The sequence below is a fragment of the Flavobacterium cupriresistens genome (genome assembly GCF_020911925.1).
GTDB lineage: Bacteria > Bacteroidota > Bacteroidia > Flavobacteriales > Flavobacteriaceae > Flavobacterium > Flavobacterium cupriresistens.
On the sequence record NZ_CP087134.1, the window covers coordinates 1,111,848 to 1,132,275 of the forward strand.

General features: G+C 35.7%; 19 protein-coding genes. All 19 read right to left on the minus strand.

Annotated features, from left to right (window positions below; all coding sequences use genetic code 11):
* Nucleotides 1–15: 15 nt before the first annotated feature.
* Entirely contained in the window at nucleotides 16–1,356 is a 1,341-nt protein-coding gene (locus LNP23_RS04930) for a hypothetical protein (protein ID WP_230004128.1), read from the minus strand.
* A gap of 160 nt (nucleotides 1,357–1,516) precedes the next feature.
* A complete protein-coding gene (dusB, locus tag LNP23_RS04935; RefSeq protein WP_047774678.1) occupies nucleotides 1,517–2,509 on the minus strand; it encodes a tRNA dihydrouridine synthase DusB in 993 nt (330 codons plus the stop codon).
* Nucleotides 2,510–2,810: 301 nt separating this feature from the next.
* Complete coding sequence (flxY, locus tag LNP23_RS04940; protein WP_230004130.1) at nucleotides 2,811–4,109, minus strand: flexirubin biosynthesis putative acyl-CoA ligase FlxY; 1,299 nt, start codon at nucleotides 4,107–4,109, stop codon at nucleotides 2,811–2,813.
* A gap of 2 nt (nucleotides 4,110–4,111) precedes the next feature.
* Nucleotides 4,112–5,773 (minus strand): C45 family autoproteolytic acyltransferase/hydrolase, encoded by a 1,662-nt coding sequence (locus tag LNP23_RS04945; protein ID WP_230004132.1) that lies wholly within the window; start codon nucleotides 5,771–5,773, stop codon nucleotides 4,112–4,114.
* A 9-nt stretch (nucleotides 5,774–5,782) separates the two neighbouring features.
* Nucleotides 5,783–7,300 (minus strand): phytoene desaturase family protein, encoded by a 1,518-nt coding sequence (locus tag LNP23_RS04950; protein WP_230004134.1) that lies wholly within the window; start codon nucleotides 7,298–7,300, stop codon nucleotides 5,783–5,785.
* Nucleotide 7,301: 1 nt separating this feature from the next.
* A complete protein-coding gene (locus tag LNP23_RS04955) occupies nucleotides 7,302–10,982 on the minus strand; it encodes a 1-acyl-sn-glycerol-3-phosphate acyltransferase (protein ID WP_230004136.1) in 3,681 nt (1,226 codons plus the stop codon).
* Nucleotides 10,983–11,154: 172 nt separating this feature from the next.
* Nucleotides 11,155–12,333, minus strand: coding sequence for a DUF2062 domain-containing protein (locus LNP23_RS04960; RefSeq protein ID WP_230004138.1), 1,179 nt, complete (start codon nucleotides 12,331–12,333; stop codon nucleotides 11,155–11,157).
* A 19-nt stretch (nucleotides 12,334–12,352) separates the two neighbouring features.
* Complete coding sequence (locus LNP23_RS04965) at nucleotides 12,353–12,838, minus strand: hypothetical protein (RefSeq protein ID WP_230004139.1); 486 nt, start codon at nucleotides 12,836–12,838, stop codon at nucleotides 12,353–12,355.
* A gap of 2 nt (nucleotides 12,839–12,840) precedes the next feature.
* On the minus strand, nucleotides 12,841–13,212 hold the full coding sequence (locus LNP23_RS04970; protein ID WP_047774694.1) for an ApeI family dehydratase: 372 nt from the start codon (nucleotides 13,210–13,212) through the stop codon (nucleotides 12,841–12,843).
* Between the two features lie 5 nt (nucleotides 13,213–13,217).
* Nucleotides 13,218–13,832, minus strand: a complete 615-nt coding sequence (locus LNP23_RS04975; RefSeq protein WP_428979175.1) for an outer membrane beta-barrel protein — start codon at nucleotides 13,830–13,832, stop codon at nucleotides 13,218–13,220.
* A gap of 6 nt (nucleotides 13,833–13,838) precedes the next feature.
* Nucleotides 13,839–14,489 (minus strand): porin family protein, encoded by a 651-nt coding sequence (locus LNP23_RS04980; RefSeq protein ID WP_230004143.1) that lies wholly within the window; start codon nucleotides 14,487–14,489, stop codon nucleotides 13,839–13,841.
* 40 nt (nucleotides 14,490–14,529) lie between these two features.
* Nucleotides 14,530–15,153, minus strand: a complete 624-nt coding sequence (locus LNP23_RS04985) for a porin family protein (RefSeq protein ID WP_230004145.1) — start codon at nucleotides 15,151–15,153, stop codon at nucleotides 14,530–14,532.
* Between the two features lie 29 nt (nucleotides 15,154–15,182).
* Entirely contained in the window at nucleotides 15,183–15,818 is a 636-nt protein-coding gene (lolB2, locus tag LNP23_RS04990) for a flexirubin biosynthesis protein LolB2 (RefSeq protein WP_230004147.1), read from the minus strand.
* Nucleotides 15,784–16,416 carry a flexirubin biosynthesis/transport protein LolA2 gene (gene lolA2 / locus LNP23_RS04995; protein WP_047774708.1) on the minus strand — a complete coding sequence of 211 codons (633 nt, stop codon included), beginning with the start codon at nucleotides 16,414–16,416 and terminating at the stop codon, nucleotides 15,784–15,786. The genes lolB2 and lolA2 overlap by 35 nt, the downstream gene beginning before the upstream one ends.
* Nucleotides 16,406–17,110 carry a polysaccharide deacetylase family protein gene (locus LNP23_RS05000; protein WP_230004149.1) on the minus strand — a complete coding sequence of 235 codons (705 nt, stop codon included), beginning with the start codon at nucleotides 17,108–17,110 and terminating at the stop codon, nucleotides 16,406–16,408. Before LNP23_RS05000 ends, lolA2 begins: the two co-directional genes overlap by 11 nt.
* Before the next feature lie 68 nt (nucleotides 17,111–17,178).
* Complete coding sequence (locus LNP23_RS05005) at nucleotides 17,179–18,243, minus strand: beta-ketoacyl synthase N-terminal-like domain-containing protein (protein ID WP_230004150.1); 1,065 nt, start codon at nucleotides 18,241–18,243, stop codon at nucleotides 17,179–17,181.
* The gene (locus LNP23_RS05010) at nucleotides 18,240–19,439 is read right to left on the minus strand and encodes a beta-ketoacyl-[acyl-carrier-protein] synthase family protein (RefSeq protein WP_230004152.1); all 1,200 of its coding nucleotides are present in this window, start codon (nucleotides 19,437–19,439) and stop codon (nucleotides 18,240–18,242) included. The genes LNP23_RS05005 and LNP23_RS05010 overlap by 4 nt, the downstream gene beginning before the upstream one ends.
* 103 nt (nucleotides 19,440–19,542) lie before the next feature.
* Nucleotides 19,543–19,800 (minus strand): phosphopantetheine-binding protein, encoded by a 258-nt coding sequence (locus LNP23_RS05015; protein WP_047774715.1) that lies wholly within the window; start codon nucleotides 19,798–19,800, stop codon nucleotides 19,543–19,545.
* Between the two features lie 2 nt (nucleotides 19,801–19,802).
* A complete protein-coding gene (locus tag LNP23_RS05020) occupies nucleotides 19,803–20,420 on the minus strand; it encodes a beta-ketoacyl-[acyl-carrier-protein] synthase family protein (protein ID WP_230004153.1) in 618 nt (205 codons plus the stop codon).
* Nucleotides 20,421–20,428: the final 8 nt, after the last annotated feature.

Genomic DNA, 20,428 nt, shown 5'->3' on the forward strand with positions numbered 1-20,428 from the left:
TTATATTTTTTTTGTTTAGTAGCAAGGAACTGTAGTGTATGCTTTATTCCCATTAGGTTGTGTTATTTGTTTAATTTTTATAGGTTGAAAATCACCCGTGCTATCTTGTTTAAATAATGTTATTCCTGAATTGTGCTGATCTAAAACATATGCCATTGCTATTGCTAATCCATTTTGGCTATATCCCATAGCTGGTCTGAGCGCTTCCATTTCATAAAATAAACTATCGGGAAATTCGGGAGTATTAGGTGGATTTATGTAAGCTGGATAAGCTTTTACAAAAGCTTGTGCTGCTGCTAAATCTGTAACCACAATTGCGTAAACTTCACCACCAGTTAAAACAAAAGAAGTGTTAAAGAAAACACTTTTTTCATTCAATGTAACACTGGCATAGATGTCGCCAGCAGATGGTTTAGTATTATTTGGGTGGTTGTGTAAAACCGCAAATGCTCCAGGCCAAGTTGTATTTGTTACAACATTATATTGTCCTCCGTTATTCATCGGAGCTTGACTTATCTCATTGTAAGTACTTCTTCCTAAAGTGATACTGTGTTCTTTTCCGTCTGAACTTGCGGCAATTATTGCTGCTTTCGCAGCTGTAAAAGTAGTAGATTTAGCATCTAAAGTAGCCTGTGCTGCTGTCTCGCAAGGGTCTAAACCTGTGTTGTTTTGCGGAGGATTTGAATTCCCTCCACCGCCGTCTGATGACCCCCACATATAACTCATGTCAGCTGAACTTTCAGGGCTTGCCCCACCTGAAGCCCAGTCAAAATATTCAACATCCAAAGCATATGATTTGTGATATCGGTTAATAATGATAACCTCACGTAATTCTATCTCACCACCAGTACTTTTACTGATTCGTTTTTCTGCTCCAAAATACTGTATAACCAAAAGGCCATTTTCTACTTTAAAACCAGTAATCAGACTACCGTCAATTCTATAAAGAAATAGTTTTCCCGAGAAAAATTCAGTTGATACCTTTTGATCCGGAGTCATTTTTACTATAGCCGATTTCAGTACATTGTGTACCTTAAGTAGAACTAGTCGGGTGGTGCTTTCTTTTTCTGTTGAGAATACGGGTATTACCGTCATAAACTGATCGCTGTTTATTATTTTTTCCTGAGTTATATTTGCTGTATCGGGCGACAAAACAGTTTTTTTACTTGTTGTTGCGTCTGTTGTTATAGCATGCTCTTTTAGAAACCCAAGAGTTTCATCAATACTGACGGTTTTTATGTTTTTGTTCTGTTCCGTATTGTTTTCTTCTTTCTGACAATTAGTTAGTGTCATTGTCAGGAATAAAAATAGTAGTAATTTGTGGATTTTGGGTTTGCTTTTTTCTATCCGGCTCATAGTTAGTTGAGTTTAAGATTTTTCTTGTTTTGATCAAAAATAGGATAAAAATTACAAAGAACAAGTGTAAGAGCGAATAGTTTTTTTTCTGAGAAGAATGTTTTTCATGTCAATTTAATAACATAAAAAAAGACCTTCAAAAATGAAGGTCTTTTTACTTTTAAACAAATTCGTATCCGGCATAAACGTCTTTAATTTCATCCATAATGGCGAATAAAATTTCAGGTTCATCGGTTGTAACCAATTTTTGTTTGTATTCTTTAAAAGAGTGAATTCCTTTGAAATAATTAGTATAATGACGACGCATTTCTACAATTCCCAAACGCTGGCCTTTCCAGTCCATAGACCATTGCAGGTGGTTTCTGGCGGCTTCAACACGATCTCCGACCGTTGGAGCAGCTAAGTGTTCACCGGTATTAAAATAATGCTTGATTTCGTTGAAAATCCATGGATAACCAATGGCAGCACGACCAATCATGATACCGTCAATACCGTATTCATTTTTATATTTTAATGCTTTTTCGGGGCTGTCGATATCGCCGTTTCCAAAAATGGGCATTGTAATTCTTGGGTTGTTTTTTACACGTGCAATATGCGACCAGTCGGCATGACCTTTATACATTTGGGCACGGGTTCTGGCGTGAATGGTCAAAGCCTGAACGCCAATATCCTGAAGCCTTTCGGCAACTTCATCGATATTGATAGAGTTGTCATCCCAGCCTAAACGTGTTTTTACGGTTACCGGTAAATCAGTACTGCGAATAACAGCTTTAGTCAAACGCACCATCAAGTCAACATCTTTTAAAACTCCGGCACCGGCACCTTTGCAAACTACTTTTTTTACAGGACATCCAAAATTGATATCTACTAAATCGGGTTTTACGGCAGAAACAATTTTAGACGAAAGGGCCATCGCTTCTTCATCACCACCAAAAATCTGAATACCAACCGGACGTTCGTAATCAAAAATATCCAACTTCATTCTACTTTTAATAGCATCACGAATCAATCCTTCCGACGAAATAAACTCAGAGTACATTAAGTCAGCGCCATGCGTTTTGCATAATCTGCGAAACGGCGGATCGCTCACGTCTTCCATCGGTGCTAGTAATAAAGGAAATTCGGGTAATTCTATGTTGCCAATCTTGACCATCTTCAATATTTTGTGCAAAATTACAACTTTTAGTTTAATTGATTGCTATTTAGAGGGGCAAAGGGAGAAAGGGGCAAAGCTGTGGGTTGGTTTCACCATATAAGTGATGCAATTTCAGTGAAGTAGAAGGGAGTTGCAAAGCTGTGGGTTGGTTTCACCATATAAGTGATGTAAGTTCAGTGAAGCAGGAGGTAGTTGCAAAGCTAGAAACGTTACCTTTACCATCTAAGTGATACAAGTTAAGCGAGGCAAAACACCCAGTTTATATGAACTTACATCACTTATATGGTTTAAAAAAAACCTAAACAGTTGTCTTCCTAAAATCAAAAAAGCGAATAGGTTTTCTGCTCATTGGGTTAAAAACCAGTGGGTTTAAAACTTCTTTTGAGGCAAATTCAATTTTTGGAGTAACCCTCAGTTTGGCTCTGAAGTGGTCTTTTATTTCCTGTAAAAACTCAGGAGTTTGACTTTTTACGGCTATTTTTATAAGGATTTCATCTGTTCCCAAATCATTGGTAGAGATCTCAATAAGGTGATTTTCTATATTGTCGAAATCGCTTAGCACATCATTCATTGCCGGCGGATAAAGGGTTGTTCCTTTATATTTAATCATTTGTTTTTTACGACCAATTACCGGACCTACTCGAAAAGTGTTTCTTCCGCAAGCACAAGGTTCATCATGAAGCTGTACAATATCTCCGGTTTTAAAACGCAGTAACGGCATGGCCTCAATGCCCAAAGTAGTAAAGGTCAATTCGCCTGCTTCGCCATTTTTTACGGGATTGTTATTTTCGTCTAAAACTTCCGTAATGATTAGTTCCGGATGGTGATGCCCTCCGATTCCATGCTCGCACTCTGTAAAAGCGGTACTCATTTCTGTAGAAGCATAAGTCGAAAACAACTGAATATTCCATTGATCTGTTATTTTTTTGGATAACGTATTCATCGAAAAATCCTGATTTCTCAGCGATTCTCCAATGCAAATAGCGCCTTTTATGCTGGAGTTGTTATAATCTATTCCGTGAATTTCGGCATATTCAATCAATTTCAATAAAAAAGAAGGAACCGTTATTAAGTAAGAAGGCTTGTATTTTAAAATAGAATCCCATTGTAATTCCGGGATTCCTGCGCCTACCCGAATGACACCCACTTTTAGTTTTCGCAGTCCTAAAAAGTAGGCTAAACCAGCCATAAATTTACGGTCAATTGTCGTCATAAGTTGCACAACATCTCCTTCTGCGATTCCGGCACAGGCAAACGAAATGGCTTCGTTATAAGCCAATCGGTCCAAGTCCGAATCGGTTAAACCAAAAGTTACAGGATCGCCCAAAGTCCCTGAAGTTGAGGCGTAATCGATAATTTTATGTTGTGGTACACATAAAAAATCGTCATTGTATTGCTGTAAATCTTCTTTTGTAGTTACGGGTAAATGCTGTAAATCTTCAAGCGTTTTTATTTTTGAAAGGTCAATATTCTGTCCTGAAAAAAGTCTTTTGTAAAAGGGAGAATGTTGACTGACATAGGCTAAAAGGTCGGCTAATTTTTGCTCTTGAAAAATTTTAATTTGTTCTAAAGAATCCTTTTCTATTGATGGAATCATGTTCATTTTCTTTTGAGTTTTTTTAAATATTTTTCAATTGCCAGTTTTTGAGGAACTGTTGTGACTTCTTTGGTCAATGCTTTCTCAAAGTTTTCCTGCGCAAGTCTAAAGTATTTCTTTTGGTAAAAATACAACCCTGCTTTATAATACACAACCCAATAATCAGGGTTTAATGATTGATATTGTTGAATAAAATCAAAAGGAATTTTTGTTTTATTTTTTAGGTATACATCTATTTTATGATCTTCAGTTTTGAACTTTTTATAGTTTTTGAAGGCTGTTGTTTGTAAAAAAGGATCTTTGGCGATGTTCCGGTTTTCTTCTTCAAACGAAAGAAGAGGATTTGTTTTCCGTTCTTTAAAAACAGAATCTAAATTGTAACAGACAAACTCGCCTAATTGATAGGGATTTGCTGAAATCCAAACCGTTTTTTCTTTCGGTTTGAAAATAATTCCGTGATGCGCCATCAGCTGATTTAGCGCTTTTTCATTGCCATAACCCAAGGTACTATTTTGTAAACCTTCTTTGTTTCTGAGGATTTCGGAAGCAATTTGAGGGTTAATTTTTGTGTTTTGACTAAGGAGTTCCTGCATTCTTTCAAAACGATATTCCGAGTGACTGTTGGCAATTTGAAATTGATTTCGTTTATCATCTTTAAAAGCAGCACTCTGAAAATGATTGGAACAAATTAATTGATCACTGTTGGGAACATCGTACACATCCATTTTTTTGGGTGAGACTTCGATTAGAATAGCTTTGTTATCGTGTGCACTTCCAACCATGATGGATTCGGAAACAAATACGTTTCTCTTTTTGACAATTGCAATGGCTTCCTCTATGTTTTGTGCGTGTTGTAAAATCTCTCTGGTTAGAATAGAAATTGGTGTTTTGGCGCTCAAAGGAATTTTCGATTTTCCGGCATTTATGGTTACGGTAAGTCCTTCTTTATTCATTCCCGAAACTGCCCCAATCATTCCGGGCCAGGTTACCATCATAAAAGGATATCCTTCTTTTGGATTAATAAAGGCAACTATTTTATTTTCTGCGAAAGCCTCATTGACATAAAAATCAAAATTGCGTCCTAAAATCAGATTTCCGTCTTCCGATTTTTCATTCCAGGCAGCAAAAGAGGAACAACCGACCAAGGCCAAATCTTGTAGAGCATGGCCAATATCGTGTGCTCCATGCAGGTACAAATTGCGTTGATATTGTGGCGCCAGATTGTCAAAAGTATGTGAAGTATATTGCGAAATACCATAGATTTCGGCCTGATATTCGTTAGGAACATTGAGATATAATTTTCGATTGTACCATTTTAGAAAATTACGAAGCAAGTTTTGCTGGAATTTAGAGGGAACAATATCTTCAATTCGCGAGAAAAAAATCTGCTCCTGTTTTTTTAAAAGGGAATCTGTTAAAGCACCGGTGCTAAGACCGATTTCAAGCGGATCTCCTTCGACATACAATTCCCAAAGACCTTGTTTATTTTTTAAAAACGAATTTCTTCCGGACACAAAAGCGCTGTCCGATTGTTTTGTCACTACCGGTTTTGTTGCATTATAACTGGCAACATCAGGTAAATGATGTTTTGATTTTGAGATACCACAAGAAGTTAGCAGCATCGAAATACCGATAAAGAAAAGAAGTATTCTTCTGCTTTTCATAATGCTTACTTATTCAGATTCTTGATTTATTTTGTCAACCAGATATTCTTTGCCTACAATTTCCGAGCAGGTTACTACAGCTCCGATTGTTACCCCCAGTACACCGTGCATATTGATGCTTTGACCTGTGAGATAAAGATTGTCTAATTTTGTTTTGGAGGCAATCAGGGTTTTCATCGGACTATTTGAATCTTTGACGTAACCGTACATATTGCCTTTATCACCGCCAATATAATCGCGATAAGAAAGTGGCGTAGAAGTATGAACGGATTGGATACAGTCTTTGATTCCTGTAAATTTCTTTTCGATTTGATCTAAAAAAGCAGCAGCCTTTCGGGTTTTAAATTCTTCATAACTTTCGCCGCGATCTTTTTTGTCCACGATCGTATTATGGGTATCTACCCATGGCGAAACATCATCATATTTCATGTAAGTAATAAAAGTCATCCCGTCTGCCCATTCTTCTTCTTTTGCTGAGGCATTCATGGATGCCATATAGGCTTTTGGCCATGAATTTTCATCATACTCATGAGCGGTCCAGACTTCCTGGCTGTTCTTAAAATGATAATAATTATGGTTGATGTATTTGAAACTTTTTGGCTTGAAAACAATATAAAGACTAAAGGCAGAAATAACACCTTCCAGACTTTGAATCCTGCTGTAAAACGACTTTCTGAAATTTTCTTCCCCGACCATTTTCAAGGTAGTTTTCGGTTCAATGTTTGAAATAAAATAGGTACCCGAAACTTCTGTTCCGTCCTTCATTTTTACCGATGTGACCTTGTTGTTTTCAACAGGAAAATGAATAACTTCTTTGTGTTTGTAAAATTCTCCACCGTGTTTTTTTAACTGTTTCAGCAGTTGCTTTGTAATCTGACTTCCACCATTAATACAGCGCCAGGAACTTTGGATATAGGAGTTTACCGAGAGCGCGTGCACATAAAAAGGAGATTTGTCTGCAATTCCGGCATACAGAAAATTCGAACCACTCAAAACGGCTCTTAACTTTTCGTTTTGTGTAAATTCTTCTATGGTTGCCTTCGCATTTAGTTCTAAAATGGCATTGTCATATTTGCCTCCCCATTCCAGATTATAAAGTGGGAAAGAATCGCAGATAGTTCTTAGTTTATCGCAATAATTTTCAATGTTGGTTTTCTCTTCGGGGAAATAGGTTTCTAATTGTTTTACAAAATTATCATACCCTTGGGCATGTGGATATTCGTTTTGATCGTCTTCAAATGAGATCATATCAAAACCATTTTCGTCCATTTTTTTTAATTTCAAATGGTCAATTATCCCTAGATATTTAAAATATTTGTGCAGATTTTGCCCTTCACTCAGACCTCCGATATAATGAATTCCGGTATCAAAAATGGTTTTATCGCGCACAAAAGTCTGCAGATTTCCGCCATATTGATTGTTTTTTTCCAGCACACAAACGCTATAGCCTTCTTTCGCCAGGATTATAGACGAAACTAAACCGCCTAAACCGCTTCCTACAATTACGACGTCGTAATGCTCTTTCATCCTAGTTTTTCTTTAATATAATTATGGAGTCTTTGTCTAAAACCGAATTAAAGCCAAAGTTAGTCAAAGTGTCTTTTAAATCGGAAGCATCAATTAAAATAACGACAGAAGTTGTAGCAACAATTTTCTCAAGGTCATTTTTATAGTTTTCGTCAGAAATTAAAACAGCATCGTATTGATCTTGTAAAGTCAGATCAAAATGGTCCAGATAAGTGATTTTTCTTTTTGAAACGATGTAATTGGTTTTTGCAACGGCCAATTTTTCTTCGTCTTTAGTATAGGAATATATTTTTCGTTGTGGCTCTTGTAGCGTCAACAAAACATCCAGTTGCCCATAATCGTTTGATAAATGCAATATTTTAGCCTTCGTCGAAAGATGTTGGTTCAGATTGTGATACGTTTCTAAATTGGCCTTCAGATCGTTTTTTACACTGTTTACGATTTCAATTTCTTTGTAATCGTAACTGTGCAAAAGCATTTTTTTGAAATATTTCGGGCCTTCTAATTCTTGGCGGATTTTAGCAAATTCGTTTTTAAAATAAGCACCAATTTGTTTTGTTCTTTCGGTGTAATTTTTGCCAAACGAAAGATTATCAGGTGTAATTCTTTCCAGAATAGAAACGGTAAGTGTGGTGTCGTGAATTACAAAATCGCCTTTCGGAATGGCTTCTGAAGCGCCATGAATCAAAACAGGAAGAATGTCTAAATTAAATGCTTCGGCAAGGTAAAAAGCACCTTTGTGAAAACGTTTAATCTGATTGCTTTCTGAGCGTGTTCCTTCCGGGAAAATCATTAACGAATAGCCTTCGTTTACTTTCTGACGGAGATGTTCAACACCGCCTTCGAGTCCTTCAGAAACCGGATAGAAGCCCGCTTTTCGAACGGTCGCACCAAAGATTGGCGAATTGTAAACCCAGTCATTTACTAAAAATATAATTTTTGGACTGAGCATTCCCACCAATAAAATATCAAGAAAAGAAGAATGATTGGCGATAATAATAGCCGGTTTTTCAAAATTTTCATTAAAGTTGTTAATGACTTTTTTATGAATATATGGATTGGTATACAACACCGATTTCATGAATTTTGAAATCGCATATCGAAAGCCTTTCATTTTTGTTTTTTCGTTTAACGGAATAATCGGCATCACGATTAAACTGAAAAGAGACATTAAAAGACCACCAAGTCCATAGTAGGCAAAAGACAAAACACCGTGAACAAAACTGCGCAATTCAAAAGGAGCATTTCCTTTTTTAGGACGATTCGATAAAAACAGTTTGAACAGAATCGGATAAAAAATAAAGGTGATGATAAGTGCGGCAAAAACCCCAATTAGGGAGATAGACGAAATAGATCTAAGCGCAGGATGGTGTGCAAAAATCATCGCACCAATTCCTAAGATAGTTGTGATTACTGCCAGAATAATGGAAGTTCTGTAGATGGCAATTTCGTTTTTTCCGGTTGTATATTCTTTCTGAAGCGCACTGGTCATGAAAATACTGAAATCGACTCCATGACCAAAAATCAGGGTACAGACAATCATACTGAAAATATTTAGCTGAATGCCAAAAATCCCCATAATTCCTGCTGTAACAATTCCGGTCAAAACAATCGGAATACAGCTTACGATGACCAATTCAATTCTTCTGAAAAAGAAAAATAAAATCAGAATTACAGCCACAAAAGAATAATTTACAAGAGAATTAAAATCAGTCTTTAAAGTGCTAAAGAATGTTTCATTCATCTGTTGACGGTCAATTGCAATCAGGTCTTTTTGAGTTTCCGCTTCTTTTATAAAAGGATCACGTTGTTCAGGAGTTACTTTTACTAAGGTCGAAATGGTATAAAAGCCTTTCTTTTCTGTTACAAATTCATGCAATTGCAACGCCTGAATTTTTAGATAATCGGCGGGTGTAATGGGTTTGAAATTGTAATCTAAATGCTCAAAAAATGTCGCGTATGTTGTGGGTTTGAAACCTAATTTGGAACCTTCGGCAACTAATTCGGATTGCAAAAGTTGTTTTTTGTGGGTATCCCAAAACGAATTCCATTGATCGATTTTTTGTTTTTGAGCAGATTCTGAAAGCATAATACCGCCGACAGAACTGAAATTTAGTATTTTCTGTTGCTGTTTTTCTTTAGCCAAATGAGCAAAAAGACGGCTGTTGTTTTGCAGCACTTCCTCCATACTTTTCCCGTACGAAGCAACATAAATGGTTTTTGAAGTCAGACTAGTGCTTTCTTCGAGGTCTTTTTCGGCCGCTTTTATTTCTTTTGGAACGAAATTTAATTGCGATAAGTCATTGTTGAAACCAACATCATTATAAGTAAAGCAGCAAACAATCGTAATGAGAACACAAAATCCGATTAAGAATTTATTATTGTGAAAGGAGAAATGAGCGAGTTTATCGATTACATTTTTCTTATGCTCAGGAGTATGCTCTTTTGGTTTGTACAAGTGCGGAACAATTAAGAGCGAGAAAAAAGCAGAAGACATTACAATCACGGCTGCAAAAATTCCCAAATCATTCAAGGCATCAGATTTTACAAAAAGCAGACACAAGAAGGCCACAGCAGTTGTTGAACTACTCATAATAACAGGCATTGTAATGTCTTTGTATAACGTTTTTACATCGCTATTGTGTTTGTAATGGGTGAGGATATGAATGGAATAATCAATTGTGATTCCCAATAAAATAGAGCCAATTCCGAGGGAGATGGCCGAAATTTGATCTTTTATAAAATACAGAAAAGCCACAGCAAAGAGACCACCAAAAACCGTTGGCAGAAAAATAATTAACGGGATCAATATTTTTCGGTAAAACAAAATCAGAATCAACATCAAAGTGATCATCGCGATGGAGGTCGTCAGAATAATATCGCTTTTAATCTGATTGGCATTGGCAACCGCAATTAAAGCCGAACCAAAATAACTGATCGAAGTTTTGGTTTTGAATTTCTGATTTAGATGGTCCTGAATTGATTGAAGCTTGGCGGCAAAAAGAGTATTCTTTTCGGTTTCGCTCGACGGAAGATTGGAGGTGATAAAAAGCAATAATTTCTTTTTGTCTTTGGTCATAACAAAACCATTATTGAGGGTGAAATCATCCCCAACGTTTAGTTGTTGTAATTTTTTTAAAGCAATAAAAGAAATTCCCAACGGATCCTGTAAAATAAAATCTTTGGTCACAAATCCTGAAGGCGAAATAATTGCTTTATAATTGCCCTGAACGGTCGCCGCAATACTGTCTTTTTGAAGCTTGTTCCCGATGGCAGCATAATCTTCAGTATCCAGAAAAAGCGGCAGATTGTGGTAAACAAAATCGATAGTTTCCTGAATGTTTTCTTCGTCAACTTTCCCTTGAATTCCGGTGATATAAGGCTTACAGGATACCGCAACACTGTCAGAAAAAGCAGTTGCCATTTGGGTTAAATCTTCTTCGGTTCCGTTTTTTTCGAGTTTGAAAATAACGGTAATTTTATCTGCAAAATTAAGCTGTTTAAGCACTTTTGCCGTAACATCTGATTTGTCGTTTGTCGGAATAATTTTGGTAATATCTTCTTCAAATTTAATTTGAGAAGCAAAAAATCCAAACACAAAAAGCATCGCAACAGCCAGTACAACCGATAGGGTTTTTCTTCGGTTTACAAATAAGTGAATGGCGTAGAAATAGTGATGCATAATTATTTTTTTATTGTTTTTTTTGCCACAGATTAAAAGGATTAAACAGTTTTTTTGCCGTGAATTACGCGAATTGCCACCAATTAATTCGTTTAATTTGTGAAGTTCGTGGCGAAAGATCACAGATTTGAAATCCTTTTAATCTTCTTAATCTGTGGCAAACCTTTATTTGCTATTTATTTTTTTTAGAACTAAAAGCGGTCAAAAGTAAATAACTGATAAGACCAACTGAAAGCGCTAAAACGGATGCTAAAATAAGACTTCCGACGATATATTGTGTTGCATTTTTTTGAATATCATCAAACGTCACGGAACTGTCTAAAACCAAAGGCGTATCTGTGGACACAAAATAGCTGCCCATTTTTAATGATCCATAAATTACAAATGGAATAAAAGGAGGGAAACTCACATTGGATGACAAATAAGCAATGACTTTGTTGAGTTTAAAAAGAGTAGCAAAAAACAAAAGCAATACGGTTTGAAATCCCCAAAAAGGCGAAATTCCGATAAAAATGCCCAGTGCAATAGCAGCTGCTTTTTTGAAATTGGAATCACTGCTTTCTAAAATGTCTTCGAGAAAGAATCTTTTAAAACCTTTTTTTTTTGCTTTTCGAACAAAGTCCCGGGGCTTAATGTACAAAAGGGCATTGAGAACTAAAACGGTATTTAAAATACTGATTCGGGTAAAATCTTTGAAAGGACGAAAGTGTGAAACCCGTTCCGTAGGGTCATACAAAATTTGAATTGGGATATTTTTCACCAAAATACCTTTCCAGGCAGAGCGAACGATAACTTCAATTTCAAACTCAAATTTATTGGTATAATATTTTTTCGGGATGAGTCTTAACGGGTACAAACGGAAACCCGATTGTGTATCGTCGAGTTTAATTCCGGTTTCGAACCAAAACCAAAAGTTGGAGAATTTATTACCAAAGCTACTTTTTTTAGGCACATTTTCCTGTGTCATATTTCGGCTTCCGATCAATAAAGAATCGGGTTGCTTTTGAATTTCGACAAGAAAATTTGGAATATCGGTAGCAAAATGCTGACCATCAGAATCAATAGTAATGGCATATTCAAAATTCAGTTCAATTGCTTTTTTGAAACCATTTCTCAAAGCCATTCCTTTTCCTGAATTTTTGGCGTGGTGAATTTGAGTTAAGTACGAATAGTCTTTTAATATAGTGCTGGTTTCATCAGTAGAACCGTCATTGATGATGATGATATTGGGAGTGAAATCCAAAACAGAATCTAAGACTTTTCTTAAAGTTTTGTGGTTGTTGTACGTGGGAACAAGCACACAAAAATGCGTCGAATTAATCAGGTCCTGCTGTGGTAAAGTAGGTTTCATGTGGGAGATTTTTCTTTGTTTACTTTACAAATTGCTTCTCCTTGTCAGAGAAACTCTTAGATTGTAAAACAAAATCTTTTAGGTATTCTTTTAAAGCGGCATTTTGCTCGCTGTAATGGGTGGTAATATACTTTTTGTCTTCCTTAATATTTTTTTTGTAACCCGTAATTCCCGGTACATTTTCCTGAATACTCAACCGAATCATTCGGATTTCAATATTGTTTGGTTCGCTTGCAATGGTTGATTCCAGCAATTTTGCCCCTTCCTTGAAGCGATTCATTTTTTCTTTCAGTTTTTTTTCAAATTTTGAATCCAATAAGATCGCAGCAGCTTTGTAGGCGACTAAGATTTTATCGTCATTGTTTGAAACACCGGAGAGCTTTTCTACAAAACTTTTAGCATTAGCTTCTGATTTATTAACGTCAGGATAAGCTTTGCGAATGGAAGCTAAATCCGGATTACCGACAAAACTGAACCATAAAAGTAAGGAGAGTAAAAGTTTCATAATTATATTTTTTTATAAGTGTTGCTTAATTTTAAAGCAACAGTATCATTAAAATACGTAGTGTTTTTTACTTTAACCAACTGCTCTTCTGTAGTGGCAATATCCAATTCTAAACGTAATTCAGGAGTCGCTTCTGGATTGATAAGCGCCATGAATTTTACATTAGAAAGAGTTTGAATCATCAAAGAACTTGCAGTAATTGATTCTGTAAGTTCTTTGATAATCTGAATCATGCAGACACCAGGCATAATGGGGTTTCCCGGAAAATGACCTTTGAAAATTTCGTGTTTTTCATTGACCAAAATCGTGATATTGTATTTCGAATCGGATATTTTTTCCTCCGAAAGAATCTTGTAAAAATCTTTTAAAACCATAGTATCTATTTTCCGAATATATAAGAAACACCAAACTGAAAACTGTTATTTACATTGTATTCCCCTAACCAGTAATAATTATTGGAGTTGTTGGAATAATAACTGCTGTCCAATACGTCAAGAAAACCTTTTTTAAAACGGGCTTCAATTGTCAGACCTGAAGGGAAGCGATAAGCAACTCCGGAAATAAAAGATATATCATTTCTATTTTTTGTGATCGCTAAATTATCATCTACCAACACATCTAATGAGGGACCGAATTGGATTTGAATACCAGGTCCAAAAGTAAACTTATTAAGTAAACTTAACGACAGATAATCGAGTTTTAAATCCAGGCGTTCCACTTTTTCTATTGAAGTACCGGCCTCAAAATAATTTCGGGCAACGTCATTAGAACCCTGTCTGGTATACGTGATTTCCGGTTGAAGTGCATAACGTTTGGTTAAATTAATTTCACCAAAACCACCAACATAAAAATCAGGTTTGTAATCACCATGCATTTCAGAAATGGAAGAAAGACTCAATCCTCCCCTTAAGCCGGGTTTAAAACTAACCTGAGCTTGTGTCTGTAGTATTGTAAAAAAAACAAACAGGAGGAAAACTATTTTTTTTTGACTCATCATTTTTTATTTTTTTCCAAAGGTATAAGTGGCACCCAATTGAAATACTAAATTGGTTGCATCTGAATAATTGTAGCTATAATAGTTGGTAAAAGAATTGGTAAGCCCTTTTTTGATTCTTCCTTCAAAGGAAATTCCATTTTTTAAACTGTATCCAAGACCTCCTACAATTCCTAAGTCAACATCCTCTCCTTTTTTAAAATCTCTTTCTCTGCTTTTAGGATTAACTTTAACATCATCGCCAACAAGAATATCAAAGTACGGACCTACTAACAAATAGAAATCGTTTGTTAAATTGAATTTATTAATGGTAACGGCAGAAAGATATTGCAAAGAAATATCGACACTACCTTCGTTATAAACTGTAGTGTATGTATTTGTTGACGGGTTATAAATGCTGGTATATCCCATCGGAACGTTACTTCCTTTAGCTCCTTGTCTGGAGTAGGTCAATTCCGGTTGTAAAGTGTACACTTTAGAAAGTTTTAAAGCTCCAAATGCTCCAATATAGAAATCAGTTTTGTTTCCAAAATCCGAATCTGTGAATTTTGAAATGTTTAGTCCGGCATGAACTCCGGGTCTGAACGTTACTTGTGCTTGCAGGTTCAGGGCTGTAAAAAAAAGGGCTATTGCAATTATTAGATTTCTGTTGTTCATTTGGTTTTTTATTTATTTTCTATTTGTGTTTTATTTGTTTTTATTTCATTTTGAAGGTGTAGCTCACACCAATCTGGAAAACCTGATTTAAGATGGCATCGTCATAACGGTTATTATTATTGTTGTTATTATATTGATATTCGTTATAACCATAAATGTCAATAAGACCCTGTTTAATTCTGGCTTCAAACGTTAATCCGTTTGGTAACGAATAACCAAATCCTCCAATAATCGAAAGATCAAAGTCAATCGGGTCAAATTCATTTTGTTTGAAATTATCACTTGTTTTGAAATCTGCAGAAGGACCGCCTAAGATATGAAAACCACTTCCGTTAAAATGATATTTGGCAACAGCGCCAACCGAAAGATAATTTAACTCATATTCTTTTTTATAACTTCTAATATATGGATTTTGAGGATCATAAGAAATTCCTTCAGAGCCTTGTCTGGAGTAGGTTAATTCGGGTTGAAGGGTAAAATATTTATTAAATTTTATAGCGACTAATGCACCTACATAAAAATCAGTTTTAAAGCTGGCATCTTCAATATTGCTTAATGTTGAAAAATTTGTACCTGCGCGAAGCCCCGGGCTTACTTTTACTTGTGCTTGCGATGTTATAGTCGTGATAAATAATACTAAGGCGATGATTACCGTTTTTCTCATTTGTTTGAAATAGTGTTTATTTTGATTTATTATTCTGATTTAAAGTAATTTAATTCAATTTTTAATTTAATATTCTGATGAATTATCTGAATTTTTTCAGCAAAAATATTGTTTTCTGAACTAAATGTCAGGGTTATTTTTTCTTTTGTTTTAGAGGCATGGACCACTTTCTCTAATTTTTGGTCTTTTTTAGAGAGAAACAAATAATTAAATCGTTTTCCATCTGCAGATTTGTAAATATTATCTGATTCGTTTTCAAATTGCTCCTGAATCTGGTATTCTTTTTTGAGCAGTAATCTGAAATCTTCTTTTAAAGTATTGATCAGGATTTTGCGATCTAATTCAGATACAATAGCATTGACTTTAAAATTGGTTTCAGAAATTTCAAAATCCAATAATTTGTTGCCAAATTCTGTCGTAAAAACAACGCGATGCGTAGTGTCATTTATTTTTTTGGCAATAAAAATTCCGCTCAGTTCATTTCCGTAAACCGTGATATTGGTTTTGTAAACGTAGTCTGTTTTTGAGTCTGAAAAATACGTTGCCTGGTAAGACGTTTTGTCTAATTTTTTTGGACTATACTTTTTTGAGAGCGAGCCACAAGAAAGTATAGCAACCGCCAAAAAGCAATTAATTAGTAAAAATGGAATCGTCGATTTTTGCATTGATTACTTTATTTTTAAGTACAATTCGGGTATAGTCTTCAGAGGATTCCAGTAGTTTAACCTGAACAACTGTCGCTTCTTCTTTGTCGAAAGTAAGTTCGATTTGTTTGATGTATTTTTTCAAAGTAGCATCTTTCGGAATAAATTTGGCGATGTTTTGTCCTTTCGATTTGAAATAAGAAATGGAGAACTCTTTGTCATCAAACATATTTCCGCTTACACTTCCGATAATTAATTTATTGATGCGGCCAAAAATCTTGCTGTTCCCAATATCAACGGCACTTTTCTTTCCTTCGTCGTTGATCAGGATTTTCCCGTTTTTAAAAACAATACTGTAGTTGTAGGGTTTTTTGTATTGCCATTGCAATAAACCAGGTTCCTTAAAGTTCATTTTCCCCGAAGTTTCAATGTCCTTCGATAAAAAATCCAGGTGTTTGTATTGAACAAAATCCGTGGTTAAGCTTTTGATTTTTTTGGAAACCACATTTACGTCCTGTTTAAAAGAAGCAATTTCGGAGTCCGTCATTTTTTGTTCCTGAGCAAACGCGATGTTGCCAATATTTAACAGTAAAAGGAAAAGATATAGTTTAGCTTTCATACGCTTTAAGATTCAAAAGTTCTTCCGTTGAAATTACGGTATATTTATTTTGTTGCAGAAATTGCAAAAACTGTTCCAATACCAAAACAGAGTGGGGAGCAGTATCGTGCAAAAGTACGATTCCGCCGGGAGAAACACGTTTTATAATTCGCTTGTAAATTAATTCCCGGTTTTTGGTACCACCATCGAGCGAGCGAATGTTCCAGCCAATTACCTTATGTCCGGTTACTTGGAGTGCTCTTCGGATAGATGGAGTGGTTACGCCATAGGGTGGTCTGAAAAAGTTTATTTTTTTTGAAGTGAATTTTTCGAGCAACGCATCTGTTCTCTGAATTTCTTCGGTTATTTTTTTTGCATTATAAAAATCAAAAAAGGGAGAATGACTATAGGAATGATTGGCTACCAGATGACCTTCGGCTATGATTTGTTGCAGGATTTCGGGATGCGTTTCTATGTTTTTTCCAATGCAGAAGAATGTTGCTTTTGCATTGTATTTTTTTAAAAGGGCTAAAATTTCTACGGTATAAGAACTTGGACCATCGTCAAAAGTTAAAGCAATTTTTTTTGCTGTTTCGAGCGGATTATTGCAGTACGCTTTTACATGATAATTGGAAGAAATTCGGGAGGACTGAACGGCATTAATTCCCAACAAAATTAAAATAATCACTGGAAACCACCAGAAACTAATTGCCATATAAAGATTCAGAAGAACCAGTAAAAGCAAGAGAAAGAGAAAGAAAAACGAGATGTTTTTGTGCGTTATCATTTGGATAGTAACGTAAAACTATGGTTTTTTCCGCTTAATTGATTGTATAATAAAATCGTATTGTAAACTGATTTTTCAACTGAATTTACTCTTATAATTTCAGGAACTTCCTGTAGTTGCAAAACTTTTGATGCCATCCATAAACCAAAGGCAGCTGCGGTATCGTATTCGCCGCACAAATGTTTGTAATATAACTGAGGCGTATTTGAAAAGGCATTTTCAGCCAGTGTTTTATAATAAGAATCAAATTGCATATCCCCGTTAAAACCTAAAACGACTGCATCGACATCTGAAATTTCCAGATGGTTAGCCTTTAAGAAAGCCGTTATTTCAGCTTCAATTTCGTTTTCAGCGATCGTGTTTTTAATTTCAACGTCGAGAATTTCAGCATAAGTATTGGCTTTTTTTTCATTTTCCAAAACAAAAAAACAGGCACCTTCACCATGAACAGCTCCGGTTGTTGTTGGCGTTAAAAGATTGAAAGGTTCATTACTTTCTTGTTTAACACGCCCTGCCAGTTTGAAAAGAGACATGGTATAATCGCCATTTTCATCGACACCACCTGTTAAAATAGAATTTGCTTCATTTTCTTCCAACTGCATTTTGGCATCTAAAAGAGCAGATTCAAAAGAAACAGCTCCGTTTACATAGGTAAAATTATAGCCTTTGCATTGGATTGTCAGAGCAATTTGAGCGCCAACCGTATTGTGAGTAGATTGAATAAAAGAAGTAGGGGTTAAAAATTCCTCGTTATTATCAAGGATGTTTTTCAAGAATTTTTCTGAATCCTCAATACAGCCTAATCCAGTTCCGGTGATAATAGCATCGACATTTTCAACATGTGCATCCTTCATGGCGAGCGCCGAAGCTACAATTCCGTTTTTTACTCCTTTTGCCATTCTTCTGGCGGCAGCGGGAGAAATAAAGTCTTTGTAAACTGGGGAAACAACGTTAAGAACAGTGTCATTTTGATTGTACACTGCCTCTTCTAAAAAAACAGTATCAAATGTTTTTTGAGTCGAAATACAACTTACTCCGTTTATATAAGTTCTCTTTTTCATTTGTTTTTTGAAAATATAAGAGTGGAACAATTTCCTCCAAAACCAAAAGAATTAGAGAGAACGTGTTCTATATTTTTATTTTTTAAAGTTGTGTGCGGTTTCAAATCAAACTCTTCCATTGGAGTTTCAAAATTCAGGTTTGGATAAACGACACCATTTTGAATTGCCAAAACACTGTAAACCGCCTCAATAGCCGCTGCGGCTGCTAAAGTGTGTCCCGTGAATGGTTTCGTTGAACTAAAATCAGGCACGTTTTCGTTTTCGTAAATTCGAAGTAAAGCTCTTCCCTCTGACAAATCATTGTTTGGAGTTGCCGTTCCGTGTACATTGATATAATCTATTTCGGAAGGTTTTAAACCTGAAACCTCAAAAGCTTTTTTCATTGCCAGATACGCACCATCTCCATTTTCTGAAGAAGCGGTTTGATGAAAGGCATCATTGGCATTGCCGTAACCGGAAACTCTGGCTAAGACTTTTTTATTTTGTTTGGCAACAATTTCGTCCGATTCTAAAACCAAATAGGCGGCGGCTTCTCCCAAGTTCAGACCTTTACGATTGTTGTCAAAAGGTTTGTTGTAATCGTCAGATAAAATCATCAGCGTTTTAAAACCGTTGATGGTGAATTTTGCCAAAGCATCAGATCCGCCAACAATAACACGATCCAGTTTACCGCTTTTAATCAATCGGGCACCCAACATAATCGAGTTTGCAGCCGAGGAGCAGGCGGTGCTTATTGTGGTTACCATTCCTTTTAAGCCTAATTCTTCAGCGATTTTATCCGCTACATCGCCACCATCATGACAGCTAATGTATTTGACCAGTTCGGGTTTTTCGAAGTAATCGTAATAATATTTCTCCGTCATGTCCATTCCGCCAACGCTGGTAGCCGAAATAAGGCCTGTTCTAAATTCGTTGATGGATGTAATTCCGGCATTTTCAACAGCTTGTTTGGCAGCAAAAGCACCAATCATAGCGGTTCTTGAAAAGTTATTATCAGCAGGAAGATTTAGTTCATCAATCAATTCCGAATTGGTTTTCTTGATTTCTCCTACCTTATTAGTGTCGGCATGAACCGTCTTAATATACTCAACACGAGTAATGGCACATTTTTCACTTAATAATGAATTGAAATTTTCCTCAACTGAATTTCCAATCGAAGAGATAATTCCCATTCCTGTTATTGCAACACCTTTCATCTAATTTTAGATTTATGATTTTAGATTTTAGATTGAAACTATGAAAAAAGCATTCAGATGATCTCTGAAGATTCTTTCAAGTTGTTTGATCTGCTGTCTAAAATTATTTTGTTCTGTTTGCCTGAATGTAGGCAGCCATTGTTTCGATCGATTGAAAAATAGTTTTTCCTTCTTTTGGATCAACCAATTTAATACCGTAGTCCTTGTCTAAAATCACGATTAATTCAAGAGCATCAATCGAGTCTAATCCTAAACCGTCTCCAAATAAAGTATCGTTATCAGCAATATCTTCAACTGCGATATCTTCAAGGTTTAAGGTAGTAATGATTTTGTTTTTTAATTCTGCTTTTAATGCTTCCATGATTATTTATTGTATAATGTATTGATCGTTTCGTTTGTATATTTTGTGTTTTCCTGCGTGCCTATCGTACAAAGAAATGCTTTGTAAGTCTCATTAAAGTATTCAACCCAGCCACAAAGCACCAAATCGGCTTTGTTTGACTGTAGAAGAATGTTCGCATAATTCGACATAAAATCAGGATTAAAGGCATCAAATATAAAGAAAGAATTTTCACTTTTCAGCTGATGACGGATACTTATTTCGCCCAGACAGATATTTGGCAGTGTATAAACGAAAACCGCGGGACTCGGAAAGTAGTTTTCCTGGTTAGAAATCGATTCCTGATATTTTACATCGGTGTCTAAACTCGAGGATTTATTGGCCAAAACCAAAGCAATATTGTTTTCTGTCCCCGGTGAAGTTATTGGACTTAAAAGCAATTCAGCTCCCAAAAAAGCCAATTTGCTCAAAGCATCCATTTTGAAAAACTTAGGGTATTGAATATCAGAATTGCGATAAGCCTGTTTAGAGAAATCACCAAAAGAGGTCGGCTCTGTTTTGAAAACAGTAGTCCCGTTGAGAACAATTTTGTTGTTTTCGATGGTGCAATAATCGTGTATGTAGGTTTTGGTTTGAGTCATTTTTTTAG